The 15,447-nt window shown below is 60.0% G+C and carries 13 protein-coding genes; 10 read left to right on the top strand and 3 right to left on the bottom strand.

From position 1 onward, the window contains the following. Positions 1–76: 76 nt before the first annotated feature. The 4 genes from HHJ18_RS18755 to HHJ18_RS18740 all read left to right on the top strand — a co-directional run bounded on the left by HHJ18_RS18755 (position 77) and on the right by HHJ18_RS18740 (position 5,518). On the top strand, positions 77–2,323 hold the full coding sequence (locus HHJ18_RS18755) for a cytochrome c biogenesis protein ResB (RefSeq protein ID WP_296917701.1): 2,247 nt from the start codon (positions 77–79) through the stop codon (positions 2,321–2,323). Beyond that, positions 2,320–3,723: a c-type cytochrome biogenesis protein CcsB gene (ccsB, locus tag HHJ18_RS18750; protein ID WP_296917699.1), complete on the top strand. Its 1,404-nt coding sequence runs from the start codon at positions 2,320–2,322 to the stop codon at positions 3,721–3,723. The genes HHJ18_RS18755 and ccsB overlap by 4 nt, the downstream gene beginning before the upstream one ends. Positions 3,724–3,860: 137 nt before the next feature. Next, entirely contained in the window at positions 3,861–4,859 is a 999-nt protein-coding gene (msrP, locus tag HHJ18_RS18745; RefSeq protein ID WP_296917697.1) for a protein-methionine-sulfoxide reductase catalytic subunit MsrP, read from the top strand. Between the two features lie 11 nt (positions 4,860–4,870). After that, complete coding sequence (locus HHJ18_RS18740; protein WP_296917696.1) at positions 4,871–5,518, top strand: protein-methionine-sulfoxide reductase heme-binding subunit MsrQ; 648 nt, start codon at positions 4,871–4,873, stop codon at positions 5,516–5,518. Here the strand turns inward: HHJ18_RS18740 and lysA are convergent. Next, positions 5,510–6,898, bottom strand: coding sequence for a diaminopimelate decarboxylase (gene lysA, locus HHJ18_RS18735; protein WP_296917695.1), 1,389 nt, complete (start codon positions 6,896–6,898; stop codon positions 5,510–5,512). The two genes, HHJ18_RS18740 and lysA, sit on opposite strands and share 9 nt — an antisense overlap. Continuing rightward, a complete protein-coding gene (locus tag HHJ18_RS18730) occupies positions 6,895–7,119 on the bottom strand; it encodes a lipoprotein (RefSeq protein ID WP_296917693.1) in 225 nt (74 codons plus the stop codon). Before HHJ18_RS18730 ends, lysA begins: the two co-directional genes overlap by 4 nt. Positions 7,120–7,131: 12 nt before the next feature. Here HHJ18_RS18730 and cyaY point away from each other — a divergent pair, with 12 nt between their 5' ends. Continuing rightward, on the top strand, positions 7,132–7,467 hold the full coding sequence (gene cyaY / locus HHJ18_RS18725; RefSeq protein ID WP_296917691.1) for an iron donor protein CyaY: 336 nt from the start codon (positions 7,132–7,134) through the stop codon (positions 7,465–7,467). Positions 7,468–7,540: 73 nt separating this feature from the next. On the opposite strand, the gene HHJ18_RS18720 is transcribed toward cyaY, so the two are convergent. Then, the gene (locus HHJ18_RS18720; RefSeq protein WP_296917688.1) at positions 7,541–9,955 is read right to left on the bottom strand and encodes a penicillin-binding protein 1A; all 2,415 of its coding nucleotides are present in this window, start codon (positions 9,953–9,955) and stop codon (positions 7,541–7,543) included. A 288-nt stretch (positions 9,956–10,243) separates the two neighbouring features. Between HHJ18_RS18720 and HHJ18_RS18715 the strand changes: the two genes are divergently transcribed. Genes HHJ18_RS18715 through HHJ18_RS18695 form a run of 5 tightly spaced genes read left to right on the top strand, consistent with a single transcriptional unit; the run spans position 10,244 to position 15,425 of the window. Next, positions 10,244–11,323 carry a pilus assembly protein PilM gene (locus HHJ18_RS18715; RefSeq protein ID WP_296917687.1) on the top strand — a complete coding sequence of 360 codons (1,080 nt, stop codon included), beginning with the start codon at positions 10,244–10,246 and terminating at the stop codon, positions 11,321–11,323. Next, a complete protein-coding gene (locus tag HHJ18_RS18710) occupies positions 11,320–12,012 on the top strand; it encodes a PilN domain-containing protein (RefSeq protein WP_296917685.1) in 693 nt (230 codons plus the stop codon). The genes HHJ18_RS18715 and HHJ18_RS18710 overlap by 4 nt, the downstream gene beginning before the upstream one ends. 22 nt (positions 12,013–12,034) lie before the next feature. Further along, entirely contained in the window at positions 12,035–12,709 is a 675-nt protein-coding gene (locus HHJ18_RS18705) for a type 4a pilus biogenesis protein PilO (protein WP_296917683.1), read from the top strand. Next, positions 12,706–13,257 carry a pilus assembly protein PilP gene (locus HHJ18_RS18700; protein WP_296917681.1) on the top strand — a complete coding sequence of 184 codons (552 nt, stop codon included), beginning with the start codon at positions 12,706–12,708 and terminating at the stop codon, positions 13,255–13,257. Before HHJ18_RS18705 ends, HHJ18_RS18700 begins: the two co-directional genes overlap by 4 nt. Then, complete coding sequence (locus tag HHJ18_RS18695) at positions 13,254–15,425, top strand: type IV pilus secretin PilQ (protein ID WP_296917680.1); 2,172 nt, start codon at positions 13,254–13,256, stop codon at positions 15,423–15,425. Before HHJ18_RS18700 ends, HHJ18_RS18695 begins: the two co-directional genes overlap by 4 nt. The last annotated feature ends 22 nt before the right edge of the window (positions 15,426–15,447 follow it).

Genomic DNA, 15,447 nt, shown 5'->3' with positions numbered 1-15,447 from the left:
CACACCAAGGCGGGCCTTTCTGAAGAAGGCCCGCCTTTTTTATGTTTCGCCAAGCTCAATCGGTCCGAGATCACGCATGACAGTTTCCACCCAAGGCATGAAGCTCAACTGGGGCTCGCGCACGCTGCGGGCGGGCGTCGAGCTGTTGTCGTCCATGCGATTTTCCATTTCGCTGCTGACCGTCATCTGCATCGCCTCGGTGATTGGCACCGTGCTCAAGCAGCAGGAGCCGCTGGGCAATTATGTCAACCAGTTTGGGCCGTTCTGGGCGCAGCTGTTCAGCCTGGTGAGCCTCAATACCATCTACAGCGCCTGGTGGTTTTTGCTGATTCTGGCCTTCCTGGTCATCAGCACCAGCCTATGCATAGCGCGCAACGCGCCCAAGATATTGCTGGACCTGAACCAGCTCAAGGAAAACGTCCGCGAACAAAGCCTCAAGGCTTTTGGCCACCGCGCTGAACGGGCCTTGGCAGAGGCCCCTGAAGTGGCGGCGCGGCGCATCGGCCAAACCCTGGTGCAGAGCGGCTGGAAGGTCAAGCTGCAGCAACGCCAGACGACAGCCGGCAGCGGCTGGATGGTCGCTGCCAAGAAGGGCTCGGCCAACAAGCTGGGCTATATAGCGGCGCACAGCGCCATCGTGCTGGTGTGCGTGGGCGGCCTGCTCGACGGCGACATGATGGTGCGTGCGCAGATGTGGCTGGGCGGCAAGTCCGTCTACAGCGGCGGCGGGCTGATTGCCGATGTGCCGGCCGAGCACCGCCTGAGCGAGCGCAACCCGACTTTTCGCGCCAATCTGCTGGTCGCGGAAGGCGCGCGGTCCGGCACCGCCGTGCTGAACCAGCCGGGCGGCGTGTTGCTGCAAGATCTGCCGTTTTCGATCGAGTTGAAGAAATTCATCGTCGAGTATTACGCCACCGGCATGCCCAAGCTGTTTGCCAGCGACATCATCATTCATGACAAGGCCAGCGGCGAGCAGGTGCCGGCGCGGGTCGAGGTCAATCACCCGGCCAACTACAAGGGTGTGGAGATTTACCAGTCGAGCTTTGACGACGGCGGCTCCAGCGTCACGCTGCAGGCCATACCCATGACTGCTGCGATCAAGCCGTTTGAAATCCAGGGCACGATTGGCGGCTCCAGCAGCCTGACCAATGGCCAGGCGGGGGCCGAGGGCGGGGAACAACTGACGCTTGAATACACCGCGTTGCGTGTCATCAACGTGGAAAACTTTGCGTCATCCGGCAAGAGTGAAGGTTCGGGCGTGGATGTGCGCAAGGTCGATCTGCGCCAGGCGATTGACACCCGCCTGGGCGCCGCCAACAAGACCGCGACCCAGAAAGAGCTGCGCAATGTCGGCCCCAGCGTGAGCTACAAGCTGCGCGATGCGGCCGGCCAGGCGCGCGAGTTTCACAACTACATGCTGCCGGTGAAGATGGACGCCGTTGCGGACAGCCCGGCGGTGTTTTTGCTGGGGATGCGCGAGACGCCGGCCGACGCCTTTCAGTACCTGCGCATTCCCGCTGACGCCGAAGGCGGCCTGCAAACGTTTTTGCGCGTGCGCGCCGCGCTGTCCAATCCGCAGCAGCGCGCGCTGGCCGTCAAGCGCTACGCCGGCAAGGCGCTGGGCGACGTCAAGCCGGAAGTGACCCAACAGCTCGTCGCCTCGGCCGCGCGCGCGCTGGCCCTATTTGCCGGCGCAGACCCCACAACCGACAAGGATCGCGAGGCCGGCAAGGAAAAACCGGTCGCCGGGCTGCAGGCGATTTCCGACTTCATGGAGGGCAACGTGCCCGAGGCCGAGCGCAATCGCGCCGGCGACGTGCTGATCCGTATTCTCAGCGGCGTGCTGTTTGACCTGACGCAGCTGACGCGTGAACAGGCCGGCCTCCAGCCGCTGCCGCAGGGCGAAAAAACCCAGGCTTTCATGTCGCAGCTGGTGCTCAGCCTGTCGGACGCGCACCACTATCCGGCGCCCATGGCCTTTGAACTGAAAGAATTCAAACAAGTTCAGGCCAGTGTGTTCCAGGTGGCGCGCGCACCCGGCAAGACGGTTGTTTATCTGGGCTGCGCCCTGCTGATACTCGGGGTGTTTGCCATGCTGTATGTGCGCGAGCGCCGCATCTGGGTCTGGCTGGCGCCGCGTGAGGTTGCTGTCGAAGGCGCTGTCGATGGGCATTACGCGACAGGCAGCGAGCCGGGGCATTCAGTGCCAGAATCTGCCGCTGGCAGCCACGCCACCATGGCTTTATCCACCAACCGTAAAACCATGGACGGTGACAAGGAGTTTGAGATGTTGAAAACAAAACTGCTGCAGGTGCCTGCATGAACACCACCGGCAACAGCACCACCATCACCACCACGCTGAAGGCGGTGCGCGGCGCGGCTCCCGGCGCCGCGCTGGGCCTCAACGAAGGCTACTTTGCCAGGCGCAATGCGCTGGACTGGGTCTTTGCCGCGCTGGTCGTGGGCGGCTTTCTGTTTGCCTTTTCCCGTTACAGCGCGTACGTGGATGTGTACGAAAAAGGCATCTTGCTGGCCGCCATTCCGGCGGCGGTAGCGATGGGCTGGTTCTGGCGGCCGCTGCGGCTTTTGATGCTGCTGGTTGCCGGCTTTGCGCTACTGGGCATCGTGTCTTACCAGGGCGATCTGGCGCGCGCAGAGCAGGTGTTTTGGCTCAAGTATTTTCTGTCTAGCCAGTCGGCCATTTTGTGGATGAGTGTGCTGTTTTTCATGAGCACGATTTTTTACTGGATCGGCATGTTCGCGCAGCAGGGCGCGTCCGGGCCGGGTTCGGGCCACAGCGCCACGCTGGAATTGCTGGGGTCACGAATCGCCTGGGTGGCGGTCGGCATGGCGCTGGTCGGCACGCTGGTGCGCTGGTATGAAAGCTATTTGCTAGGCGCCGATGTCGGGCATATCCCGGTCAGCAACCTGTACGAGGTGTTCGTGCTGTTTTGCTGGATGACGGCGGCGTTTTACCTGTATTTTGAAGCGCAGTACCAGACGCGCGCCCTGGGCGCCTTTGTGATGCTGGTGGTCAGCGCCGCCGTCGGCTTTTTGCTCTGGTACACCGTGGTGCGCGAAGCCCATGAGATCCAGCCGCTGGTGCCGGCCCTTAAAAGCTGGTGGATGAAGCTGCATGTGCCGGCCAATTTCATCGGCTACGGCATGTTCGCGCTGGCGGCCATGGTGTCGCTGGCCTACCTGATCAAGCAGCAGGCCAGCGAGACCCGCTGGTACAAGCTCACGCCCTTGTGGCTGCTGGGCGTGGTGCTGTGTTTTGTGCCGATTGTGTTTCGCAAATCGCCGTTGGAGGCGGGCGGCAGCCAATATTGGGTCGGCTATTTGTTGGTGGCAGGGCTGATTACCGGCGGCATTTTGCTGGGCCGCAAGCGTATCGCCGCGCGCCTGCCCAGCTTTGAGGTGCTGGACGACGTGATGTACAAAGCGATTGCCGTCGGCTTTGCCTTTTTTACAATTGCCACGGTGCTCGGTGCGCTGTGGGCGGCCGAGGCCTGGGGCGGCTACTGGAGCTGGGACCCCAAGGAGACCTGGGCGCTGATTGTCTGGCTCAACTATGCCGCCTGGCTGCATATGCGGCTGATGAAAGGCCTGCGCGGCACGGTAGCGGCCTGGTGGGCCCTGACCGGGCTGGCCGTGACTTCGTTTGCCTTTTTGGGCGTCAACATGTTTCTGTCGGGCCTGCACAGTTACGGAACCTTGTAGCCAGCGGGCGTCTCTATCTGGTTTGTCGCACACGCGCGCCAAGTCACGCAGAGGCTGTCAGGGTTGAATCCTTGCAAGAAGTTGCTGCGTATCCAGACCAATATTCATTGAAACCACTGAATTCCAAGGACCTCACCATGCTCATCAAGACCCACGCCTGCGGCTTTGACCACCCACTCTCCAGCGAAATCACGCCGCAAAGCAGTTATCAGGGTCGCCGCGAGTTGATCAAATTGATGGCCACGGGTGCGGCTGGCGCGGCGCTGGCCGGCTGGGCGGGTCGCCAGGCGTTGGCGCAAGGGGTGGCCAAGCCGGGCAAGCTGGCCGCGCTGGCGGGTGGCAAATCGGCGGTGGCGGGTGCCACCACCGTGGAAAAAGTGACCGAGTACAAAGACGCGACCAACTACAACAACTTTTACGAGTTTGGCACCGACAAGGCCGACCCCGCCAAGAATGCCCATACGTTGAAGACCACGCCGTGGACGGTGGAGGTGGAAGGCCTGGTGAAGAAACCCGCCAAATACACGCTGGAAGACCTGATCAAGCTCAGCCCCCTGGAAGAGCGCATTTACCGTCTGCGCTGCGTCGAAGGCTGGTCGATGGTGATTCCGTGGGTCGGCTATTCGCTGGCCGAACTCATCAAGAAAGTCGAGCCGCTGGGCAGCGCCAAGTACGTCGAGTTCGTGACGCTGGCCGACCCGAAAACCATGCCTTATGTCGGTTCGCGCGTGCTGGAATGGCCTTATGTCGAGGCGCTGCGGCTGGACGAGGCGATGCATCCGCTGGCGCTGCTGGCGTTTGGCATGTACGGCGAGGTGCTGCCAAATCAGAACGGTGCGCCGGTGCGGCTCGTCACGCCTTGGAAATACGGCTTCAAAAGTGCCAAGAGCCTGGTCAAGATCCGCTTCACCGACAAGGAGCCGCGCACCGCGTGGAACAAGGCCGCTGCAAGCGAATACGGTTTTTATTCCAACGTGAACCCGAACGTGGACCACCCGCGCTGGAGCCAGGCCACCGAACGCCGGATTGGTGAAGACGGGCTGTTCGCCAAAAAGCGCAAAACCCTGCTGTTCAACGGCTACGAGGCGCAAGTCGCCCAGCTGTATGCGGGCATGGACCTGAAGAAATTCTTCTGAGGGCTCGCGTCATGATGTCCCGTCAGAAGCTGCTGCTGCACCCTGCGGCAAAGCCCCTGGTTTTCATGCTTTGCCTGTTGCCCTTTGCCTGGCTGTTTTACAGCGCGCTGACTAACCAGCTCGGGGCCAATCCCGCGGAGGCGCTGATCCGGTCCATGGGCGACTGGACGCTACGCTTTGTCTGCATCGTGCTGGCGGTCACGCCGCTGCGCGTCATCAGCAGCACCCCGGCGCTGGCGCGTTTTCGCCGCATGCTGGGGCTGTTTGCCTATTTTTATGCGTTTTCTCACCTGCTGAGCTACAGCTGGTTTGACATGGGTTTTGATGTGCCCGAGATCGCCAAGGACATCGCCAAGCGTCCCTTCATTCTGGTGGGGTTTTCCGGCTTCCTGCTGCTCACGCCGCTGGCGGCCACCTCGTTCAATGCCGCCATCAAGGCCATGGGCGCCAAGCGCTGGCAATGGCTGCACAAGCTGGTTTATCTGGTTGCGGGGCTGGGATTGCTGCATTTCTTCTGGATGCGCGCGGCCAAGAACAATTTCGCCGAGGTGTTTGTTTATGCCGCGATCATTGCCGCGCTGCTGGGCTGGCGCGTGTACCAATTTTGGAAGAAAAACAGGCTGCAGCCCATATACAACGGGCGTGTCAAGCTATCGTAATGATAGCGGTTCGGCTTTAGATTGCGGCACCGGGCGGGCGGCCCCGGCGGCTTCAGGCGTGACCAGCCGTTCCTGTCGCATTTGGTCCTGCACAGTCTCCCGTTGACGGATCAGGTGGACCCGGCTGCCGTCCACCAGCAGTTCGGCGGCGCGGCCCCGGCTGTTGTAGTTGCTGGCCATGCTCATGCAATAAGCCCCGGCTGACAATACCGCCAGCAGGTCGCCGGCTGCCACGCGCAGCATGCGGTCGTGGCCGATCCAGTCACCGCTTTCACACACCGGGCCGACGACGTCATAGCGCGCTTCCGGAACCGCTGCTGCGCTTTCACCCGCAGCGGTCAGCGGCACGATGGCGTGAAAAGCCTGGTACAGGGCCGGGCGCGGCAAGTCGTTCATGGCGGCGTCGATGATGCAGAAATTCTTCTGCTCGCCGAGCTTCACGTAAAGCACCTCGGTCACGCAGACACCGGCATTACCGACCAGCGAGCGGCCCGGCTCAATCATCAGTTTTTTGCCGCCATAGCCGCGCGCGTCCAGTTTGGCCAGCAGCTGCCGCCACAGCGCGTCCGCCGCGGGCGGGGTGTCGTCGGGCTGGTAATCAATGCCCAGTCCGCCGCCGAAATCGATGTGCTCCAGCGCCATGCCAGCCGCTTCAATCGCGGCGACCAGATCCAGCACCCGGTCCATGGCGTCGAGGTAGGGCATGGCTTCAGTGATCTGCGAACCGATGTGACAGTCAATACCGACGATCCGCAGCCCTTTTAGCGACGCCGCGTGCCGGTAGATGCGCAGGGTATCCTCGTGGGCGATGCCAAACTTGTTGCCTTTCAGGCCGGTGGAAATGTAGGGGTGCGTCTTCGGGTCGACATTGGGATTGACGCGGATGCTCACCGGTGCGCGCAAATTCATCGTCAGCGCGACATCAGACAGCACGTCCAGCTCGGCTTCGCTTTCGACGTTGAAGCAGCCAATGCCGGCGGCCAGCGCCTGGCGCATTTCTGCGCGGGTTTTACCGACGCCTGAGAAGATTATTTTTGCCGCCTCGGCACCGGCGGCCAGTGCCCGCACCAACTCGCCCCCCGAGACAATGTCAAAGCCGCAACCGGCCTGGGCAAACACTTGCAGCACACCCAGCGAGGAGTTGGCCTTCATGGCGTAGCAGATCTGCGCCACACGCCCGGCAAAGCCGCGTTGGTAAGCCGCCAGCGCGTCCAGCATGGCGGCTTTAGAGTAGACAAAAAGCGGCGTGCCGTGTTCGCGCGCCAGCGCTGAAAGGCTGAGGTTTTCGACCTGAAGCGAGCCGTCGCGGTAGCCTACAAAAGGGTGTCCAGGCAGGGTTGCCGCAGCGGCCGGCGTGAGGCCTATCGGGAAATGATTCATTTGGCAGCTGAAGCGGGTGGGACGGGGGAAGAGGGCGCGGGAATGGGAGCGGAAATGGGCGCCGTGGTGGTGGGGGCGGGAAGGACAGGCGGCACCGGTAAGAAAAGCGGGCCTTTCTGGCCGCAACCGGCCAGTGCCGCAGCGCTCATGACGGCAGCCACAAGGCCTTGCCTGAGGGAAGCAGCGTGAACGCGGCCTAAAATTCGATGTGAAGAAACCATCATGGGATTGTAATGACCGACCTTGAATACCAGGACCAGGCTGAGCGCGTGCTGGCGGCGATTGAAACAGCCTGCGACCGGATCAATGACGATACCGAGGCCGACATCGACAACCAGCGCACCGGCGGCATGATCACGCTGACATTTTTAAACCACAGCCAGATCATCATCAACCAGCAAAAGCCCCTGCAGGAAATCTGGATGGCCGCCAAAGCCGGCGGGTTTCACTATAAATTAGATAGCAAGCAGTGGCTGGATACCAAAGACTCCAGCGAGTTCTTCGCCAACCTGTCGCGTTGCGCGAGCGCCCAGGCGGGCCAACCGCTGCTGTTCAAGGCGCCGACCTGAGGTTAGGGCCGACCTGAAGGGCGAGGAAAAATCGGTCCAGCGCAGCGACTCCCGGACGCGCCGCTGGCTGAGGTCAGTTTTTAAACAGATCAAGTATTCGTTTCTTTTCATCGGAGGGTGGCAATACCCCAATGGCACCGCCGGGTGCTGCCGGGCCGGACTGCTCACCGCTGGCAGCCGCTGGATCCTGCTGCACGCCCACGCTGCTGACGCCGGCGCCTCTGGCGTACTCGTTGTAATACCACTCGCCGCCCATATTCACAACGCCCTCGGGCGCCGGGTATTCGGTCACCGGCACGCCTTTAAGTGCGTACTCCATGAAATTGATCCAGATCGGCAGGCTCAGGCCGCCGCCAGTCTCCCTGTCGCCGAGCTTTTTGGGGGTGTCATAACCCATCCAGACCGCCGCCGTGAGCGTCGGCTGGAAACCCACGAACCAGGTGTCTATCGAGTCGTTGGTAGTGCCGGTTTTGCCAAATAGATCAGGCCGCTTGAGTGTTGCCTGGGCTTTGGCTGCCGTGCCCGAGCGCGCGACCTCCTGCAGCAAGCTGTCCATGATGAAGGCATTGCGCGCATCGATGCTCCTTGCCGATTCGGCCAGCGCGGGTGGTTTGGCATCGAGCAGCACCTTGCCTCGCTGGTCGGTGATTTTGGTGATGAGGTAGGGGTTGACGCGGTAGCCGCCATTGGCAAAAACTGAATACCCCATGGCCATCTGCATGGGCGTAACGGACCCTGCGCCCAGTGCCATGGTGAGGTAAGCCGGGTGCTTTTCCGCATCAAAACCAAAACGGGTCACCCAGTCCTGCGCGTATTTGGCGCCTATCGATTGAAGAATCCGGATCGACACCATGTTTTTTGATTTCTTCAAGCCGGTCCGCAGGCTCATGGGGCCCTCGAAATTGCCGTCGTAGTTTTTCGGCTCCCATGGCTGGCCGCCTGTCACGCCGGCATCGAAAAATAGCGGCGCGTCATTGACCACGGTAGCCGGTGTAAAGCCCTTTTCGAGCGCTGCCGAATAGATAAAAGGCTTGAAGCTGGAGCCCGGTTGGCGCCAGGCCTGCGTCACGTGGTTGAATTTGTTCTTTTCAAAATCAAAACCGCCCACCAGCGCACGAATAGATCCATCACGCGGATCGAGCGCCACGAAGGCGCCCTCTACCTCGGGCAACTGGGTGATTTCCCAGGTGTTTTTCGGGGTTTTGACCACGCGGATCAGTGCGCCGCGACGGATCTTGATGTTGGGGCCCGCCTTGTCGGCCAGACCAGACTGCGCGGGCTTGAGGCCTTCGCCGGTGATTTCAAGCGTTTCGCTGTTCGGGCGCATGGCGCGAATCCGCTTGGGGCTGGCTTCGAGCACCACGGCCGACATCACGTCGCCGTTGTCCGGGTTGTCGGCCAGCGCATCGTCAATCGCATCTTCCGTTTCCTGGGGATTGGCGGGAAGGTCGACGAATTTTTCCGGCCCCCGATAGATCTGTCGGCGCTCGTAGTCCATGATGCCTTTGCGCAAGGCCTTGTAGGCCACGGTCTGGTCGGTGGCGCGCAAGGTGGTGTAAACATTCAAACCACGGGTATAGGTTTCGTCGCCGTACTGGTTGTAGACAAGCTGGCGCACAGTTTCGGCCACATATTCGGCATGGACCCGGCCCGCGTCTGGCCCGTTTCTTACATTGAGTTCTTCCTCTTTGGCCGCCTTGGCCTCATCGCCGGAGATGAAGCCGTTTTCCTGCATGCGCTCAATGATGTAGAGCTGGCGTACTCTGGCCCGCTTGGGGTTGATGATGGGGTTATAGGCCGAAGGTGCTTTCGGCAAGCCGGCCAGCATGGCCGCCTCGGCAATGGAGATGCTCTTGAGCGGCTTGCCAAAGTAAGCCTCAGAGGCAGCGGCAAATCCGTAAGCCCGGTTCCCCAGAAAAATCTGGTTCATATAGATCTCAAGAATCTGGTTTTTGGTCAGCAAATGCTCAAGCTTGAAGGTCAGCAGGATTTCATAGATCTTGCGGGTATAGCTTTTTTCGGCCGACAGATAGACATTGCGCGCCACCTGCATGGTGATGGTGGATGCGCCCTGGCTTTTCGCCCGGCCCAGATTGGCCCAGCCCGCACGGAGCACACCCAGATAGTCGACACCGCCATGGGAGAAGAAGCGCGCGTCCTCAATGGCCAGCACGGCATCCTTCATGACCTGGGGGATCTCATTGATGGGCGTGAGATTGCGGCGCTCCTCACCAAATTCGCCAATCACCACGCCGTCGGCGGAGTAAACCCGAAGCGGCAGTTTGGGCCGGTAATCGGACAAATCCGAAATATCGGGCAGGTTGGGATAGGCCACCGACAGCGCCACGGCAACAAACAAGATGATGCCGACCACGCCAGCGAGCGCCAGCCCCATGACCCAGACAGACAGCCTGACCAGCCAGCGTTGCCAGGAAGAAGGTCTCGCGGAGTTTGCTTTTGGGTCGGGCGTAGGGGACTTGGAGGTCATGTGGGCAATCGTGAAGTCGTGAAGTCGCTTGACTGATAGAGATTCAATTATAAAAAACCGGCAAACCGGTCTGTATCTGTCGTTGTGCAAAACGCCACACTCTTACGTTTGTAGAAAGGGGCTTGCGCGGGCTTACAGTCGAAGTCGTATCAAAACCGTCTGCTTTTGGCAACATTTTGAATGTAAGAAGTGGGAAAAATCGTTACGACACAAGGGGCTTGCTGCTACTATTCAAGCGATTTCTTAAGTATGCAGGGCTACATATTAGCCATCATTTGGGAGCCCGCCTTGATCTCTCTGGGATCGTTATTCAAACGTCAACCGCCCGCTTTGCTGGGCATTGATATCAGTTCGTCCAGCGTCAAGCTGGTGGAGTTGAGCCGTGACAAGGCTGGTAACCTGGTGCTCGATCGCTGCGCAATTGAGCCGCTGGAGCGGGGCTGGATCACTGATGGCAACGTCGAAAAATTCGACGAGGTCGCTGATGCGGTTCGTCGCCTGGTCAAAAAAAGCGGTACGCGCACCAAGAACGTAGCGATGGCGCTGCCGGCGTCTGCCGTCATCAGCAAGAAAATTATCCTGCCCGGCGGCCTGAGCGATGCCGAGCTGGAGCTTCAGGTCGAATCCGAAGCCAACCAGTATATTCCGTTCTCGCTTGACGAAGTCAGCCTGGATTTCTGCGTGGTGGGGCCCAGCGCCACATCCAGTGGCGACGTCGAAGTACTGATTGCCGCTTCGCGCAAGGAAAAAGTGCAGGACAGGCAAGGGCTGGCCGAAGCTGCCGGGCTCAAGCCCATCGTGGTGGATGTCGAGTCCTACGCCTCGCGCCTGGCAACCGCGCGTCTCATTGAGAACCTGCCCAACAAGGGAGCGGGCACTCTGGTGGCCCTTTTTGAAGTTGGCGCCATGACCACCAGCATGCAGGTAATGAGAAACGATGAGGTCTTGTACGAGCGAGATCAGGCCTTTGGTGGCGCGCAACTGACGCAACTGATTGTTCGCCAGTACGGCTTTTCTCCGGAAGAGGCGGAGAGTAAAAAGCGCAGCGGTGACTTGCCGGAAGACTATGCGTCCGGGGTTCTGAAACCCTTTGTTGAAAGCATGGCGCAGGAAATCGGCCGTGCGCTCCAGTTCTTCTTTACCAGTACACCGCATAACAAGGTGGACTATGTGATGCTGGCGGGCGGTTCATCTTCGCTACCCGGTTTGGCCGATTCCGTGACGCAGCAAACCTCGTTTGCTTGCCTGTTGGCCAATCCCTTTGAGGGCATGTCGCTTGGTAACAGCGTGCGGGAAAAGAAAATGCGGCGAGAGGCATCGTCCTATCTGACCTCTTGCGGTCTGGCTTTGCGGAGGTTCGTGCAGTGATTCTTGTCAATCTGCTCCCGCACCGCGAGGCCGCGCGCAAGCGCAGGCGCGAAGTTTTCTTTACAACACTGGGCATCGCTGCGCTGGTCGGCGGTCTGATTTGCGGTGCGGTGTACTCCTGGTACCTGGCGCAAATTGAAAGTCAGCGAGGGAAAAATACCTTTCTGAAGACGGAAATCACCCGCCTCGAAACCCAGATCAAGGACATTGCCAGCTTGCAGTCCGAAATTGCCGCGTTGCGGGCTCGCCAACATGCTGTGGAAGATTTGCAGGGCAATCGCAACCTGCCGGTGTACTTGCTGAACGAGTTGGTCAAGCAATTGCCCGACGGGGTCTACATCAACAGCATGAAGCAAGACGACCAGACTATCCTGATCGCCGGTGTCGCGCAGTCCAATGAGCGGGTTTCCGAGTTACTGCGCAACCTTGCCAATAACAGTCCCTGGCTGACCAAACCAGAACTGGTGGAAATAACCGCCAGCACAGTTGCGCTCAGCCCGCGCGACCAGCGACGGGTGTCCAATTTCTCGATGCGCGTCGGGCTTAAAAGAGCGACTGATCCCAAGCCTGCCAGTTCTGCCGCCTCAGTAAATGCAGCCGCTTTAGCGCCTGCCCTGCCTGCTGTGCCTGCCTTCTCCACGGTCGTTGCCAAGCCTGCTTCCGCCGCATTGCCTGCTTCCAAGACCTGACGCGGTTTGAACGAGACTGACCATGGTAAAAACCTCAAAAAGTTCTGTTGATTTCGCCGATATTCAAAGTCGCATCACGGCCCAGTTCAGCGGCTTAGACGCGAATGACCCGCCGTCCTGGCCAGCGCTGCCGCGTTACCTGCTTTGCTTGGCCGTCACTGTTGTTGTCGTGGTAGCCCTTTGGTTTGTTTGGTTGAGTTCTTCCGATGAGGAACTGACTGCCGAACAAGCCAAAGAGGTTCAACTGAAAGAAGACTACAAGAAAAAGCTGGCACAGGCTGTCAACCTGGAGGTCCTGCAAAAGCAGCGCGAACAAGTCCAGCAATATGTGACCCAGCTTGAAAAGCAATTGCCGAGCAAGGCCGAAATGGATGCATTGCTGTCCGACATTAACCAGGCGGGTTTGGGGCGCAGCCTGCAGTTTGAATTGTTTCGTCCCGGCCAGGTAAGCGTTAAAGAATATTACGCCGAGTTGCCGATTGCTGTGCGGGTCTCGGGTCGTTATCACGACATGGGCGCTTTTGCCGCCGACATCGCCAATCTTTCCCGCATCGTCACCCTGAACAACCTGAGTATCACCCCTGTCAAGGATGGCATGCTCATGATGGATACCACCGCCAAAACCTTCCGCTATCTGGACAGCGAAGAGGTGGCTTTGCAGCGAAAAAGTGCGCCCGCCACAGGAGCCAAAAAATGAGATTCACCCCCTACGCGCTGGCCGGCAGCCTGACGCTGGTGGTAGTGTCCACTGTGGGCTGCGGCGTCTCGGATCAGCAAGAGTTGCAGCACTGGATGGCGGAACAACGAAACGCCACCCGACCCAAAGTAGAGCCTTTGCCCGAACCCACCAAGTTTTCGCCGCAGGCCTATAACCAGGAAGGCGCCATCGAGCCTTTCAGCAACCAGAAGCTGACACAGGCACTGAAGCGCGAGTCCACTCAGGCGACCGCCAACGCGGCCTTGATCACGCCAGAGTTGAGCCGGCGCAAGGAGCCGCTGGAGGCGTCCCCTCTGGACGCCGTCTTCATGGTGGGCAGCCTGATCAAGGTCGGCCAACCCGTGGCGCTGGTTCGGGTGGACAACCTGATTTACCAGGTGCGGGCAGGTAACCACCTAGGCCAGAACTATGGACGTATCACCAAAGTGACCGAAACCAGCCTCGCATTGCGTGAGATCGTGCAGGACGCTGGCGGCGAATGGATAGAGCGGACGGCGACATTACAGCTTTTAGAGGGATCAAAATGAAGAAGCAGACATGGGCAATTGATGCCGACGGTAATGGTGGCGGCCTGCAGCGTTTGTTCGGACTTGTGTTGCGCTACGCTTCATTCAGCGCAGCAGCGTTGGCGATGTCCCTGGCGCTGCCGGCCCAGGCGCTAAACGCCATCCAAGCCGTTTCGGGCTCGATTCAGGGCGGCACGGAAGTGATCCGGATTGATCTGACCCAAGCGCTGACGGCGGTACCGACCGGTTTCACCATCCAGACACCCGCCCGCATTGCCCTTGATTTTCCCGGCGTCAGCAACGCCATGGGACGAACGGCGGTCGAACTCAACCTTGGAAACCTGCGTTCGGCGAATGTGGTGCAAGCTGGCGAGCGGACCCGAGTGGTGCTCAACCTGAAATCACCGACGGCTTACAAGGCCGAAATACAGGGCAAGTCGTTGCTGATTGTTTTGGAGCCAGCCACCGTGGCTGCGCCTTCCGTGGCAGCCGCGCCGGTCTTTGCCGAAAGCCGCAACCGCGACATGCTGCCGCTTACAGATATTGACTTTCGCCGTGGCACCGACAGTTCGGGCCGCATTGTGGTGGGGCTGGCCAACAACCAGGTCGGTGTTGACATTCGCCAGCAAGGCCAGACCCTGGTGGTTGAGTTCCTGAAAACTGCGCTGCCCGAGGGCCTGCGCCGCCGACTGGACGTGGCTGACTTCGGCACACCAGTGCAAACCGTGACGACCTTTCAGACCGGCGACAAAGTCCGTATGGTCATCGAGCCCCGAGGCGCCTGGGAGCACAGCGCCTACCAAAGCGACAACCAGTTTGTGCTAGAAGTGCGCCAGCAAAAGGTGGACCCGGGCAAGTTGGTTCAGGGCCCCGGGTACAGCGGCGAAAAGCTATCGCTGAACTTTCAGAACATTGAAGTGCGTTCGCTGCTTCAGGTCATTGCCGATTTCACCAACTTCAACATCGTAACTTCAGACACTGTCACCGGCGCTGTCACCCTGCGTTTGAAGGATGTCCCCTGGGATCAGGCGCTGGACATTATTTTGCAGGCCAAGGGGCTGGGCATGCGCAAGGCCGGAAACGTGCTTTTGATTGCGCCCAAGGACGAACTGGCAGCCAAGGACAAGCTCGATCTGGAGTCGCGCAACGCTGTCCAGAATCTCGAGCAGGTGCGCACGCAGGACTTCAAGCTGAACTATGCCCGCGCCTCCGATATCGCGGTCGGGCTGATTGGCACGGGGGCGGCAGGGTCCACCAAAATTCTGTCCGCGCGCGGCAGCGTCATTGCCGAGCAACGCACCAACCAGTTGTTTGTCACCGACATCCCGTCCAAGCTGGAGCAGGTGCAAAGTCTGATTGCCAAGCTCGATATTCCGGTGCGCCAGGTGTTGATTGAAGCCCGCATCGTGGAAGCCACGGACACCTTTGGCAAATCGCTCGGTGTGAAACTGGGCGGCGTTGACCTGCGTGCACAGCGCGGCGGCGATGCGGGCTACCAGCTCGGCGGCAGCAACCGCGTCGCCTTCGGCACCAACTACGGCAATGCTGTGGCCACCACCGGTGCAGGTGGCACTGTGGACACGTCCGGCAATTTCGTCAACCTGCCGGCGTCGGGCCTGGGCGTGGCCAATGCCGCCGCCTCCTTCGCGGTTTCCATCTTCAATGCCGCAGCCAACCGTTTCCTGAATCTCGAATTGTCGGCACTTGAAGCCGACGGCAAAGGCAAGATCGTGTCCAGCCCGCGCGTCGTCACGGCCGACCAGACCAAGGCCTTGATCGAACAGGGAACCGAGTTTCCGTACCAGGTGGCCACCTCCAGCGGCGCGACTTCGCTGGCTTTCCGCAAGGCCAACCTCAAGCTCGAAGTCACGCCGCAAATCACGCCCGAGGGCAACATCATTCTTGACCTCGACGTCAATAAAGACAGCCGGGGCGAAACCACGGCGGCCGGTATCGCCATCGACACCAAGCACATCAAGACCCAGGTGCTGGTCGAAAACGGCGGCACGGTCGTGATTGGCGGCATATTTACCCTGGACGAATCAGTCAACGAAACCAAGGTGCCTGTGCTGGGCGACGTACCTTACCTGGGCAACCTTTTCAAGAGCCGCACCCGCACGTCAAGAAAACAGGAAATGCTGGTGTTCATCACGCCGAAAATGATTTCGGACCGGACTGCAGCGCGGTAGTTGAAGTCAGTTGGAATTTAGT

The sequence above is a fragment of the Polaromonas sp. genome (assembly GCF_012927455.1).
Lineage (GTDB): Bacteria > Pseudomonadota > Gammaproteobacteria > Burkholderiales > Burkholderiaceae_C > Polaromonas.
Note: the sequence above shows the minus strand (reverse complement) of the source record. Positions and strands in the feature narration are given on the sequence as shown.

Excerpts from the sequence above, each read along its gene's own strand:
- HHJ18_RS18695 (WP_296917680.1), top strand. The coding sequence starts at position 13,254 with ATGAAGAAGCAGACATGGGCAATTGATGCCGACGGTAATGGTGGCGGC.
- HHJ18_RS18705 (WP_296917683.1), top strand. The coding sequence starts at position 12,035 with ATGGTAAAAACCTCAAAAAGTTCTGTTGATTTCGCCGATATTCAAAGT.
- HHJ18_RS18730 (WP_296917693.1), bottom strand. The coding sequence starts at position 7,119 with ATGGTTTCTTCACATCGAATTTTAGGCCGCGTTCACGCTGCTTCCCTC.
- ccsB (WP_296917699.1), top strand. The coding sequence starts at position 2,320 with ATGAACACCACCGGCAACAGCACCACCATCACCACCACGCTGAAGGCG.
- HHJ18_RS18700 (WP_296917681.1), top strand. The coding sequence starts at position 12,706 with ATGAGATTCACCCCCTACGCGCTGGCCGGCAGCCTGACGCTGGTGGTA.
- HHJ18_RS18755 (WP_296917701.1), top strand. The coding sequence starts at position 77 with ATGACAGTTTCCACCCAAGGCATGAAGCTCAACTGGGGCTCGCGCACG.
- HHJ18_RS18740 (WP_296917696.1), top strand. The coding sequence starts at position 4,871 with ATGATGTCCCGTCAGAAGCTGCTGCTGCACCCTGCGGCAAAGCCCCTG.
- lysA (WP_296917695.1), bottom strand. The coding sequence starts at position 6,898 with ATGAATCATTTCCCGATAGGCCTCACGCCGGCCGCTGCGGCAACCCTG.
- HHJ18_RS18720 (WP_296917688.1), bottom strand. The coding sequence starts at position 9,955 with ATGACCTCCAAGTCCCCTACGCCCGACCCAAAAGCAAACTCCGCGAGA.
- cyaY (WP_296917691.1), top strand. The coding sequence starts at position 7,132 with ATGACCGACCTTGAATACCAGGACCAGGCTGAGCGCGTGCTGGCGGCG.
- msrP (WP_296917697.1), top strand. The coding sequence starts at position 3,861 with ATGCTCATCAAGACCCACGCCTGCGGCTTTGACCACCCACTCTCCAGC.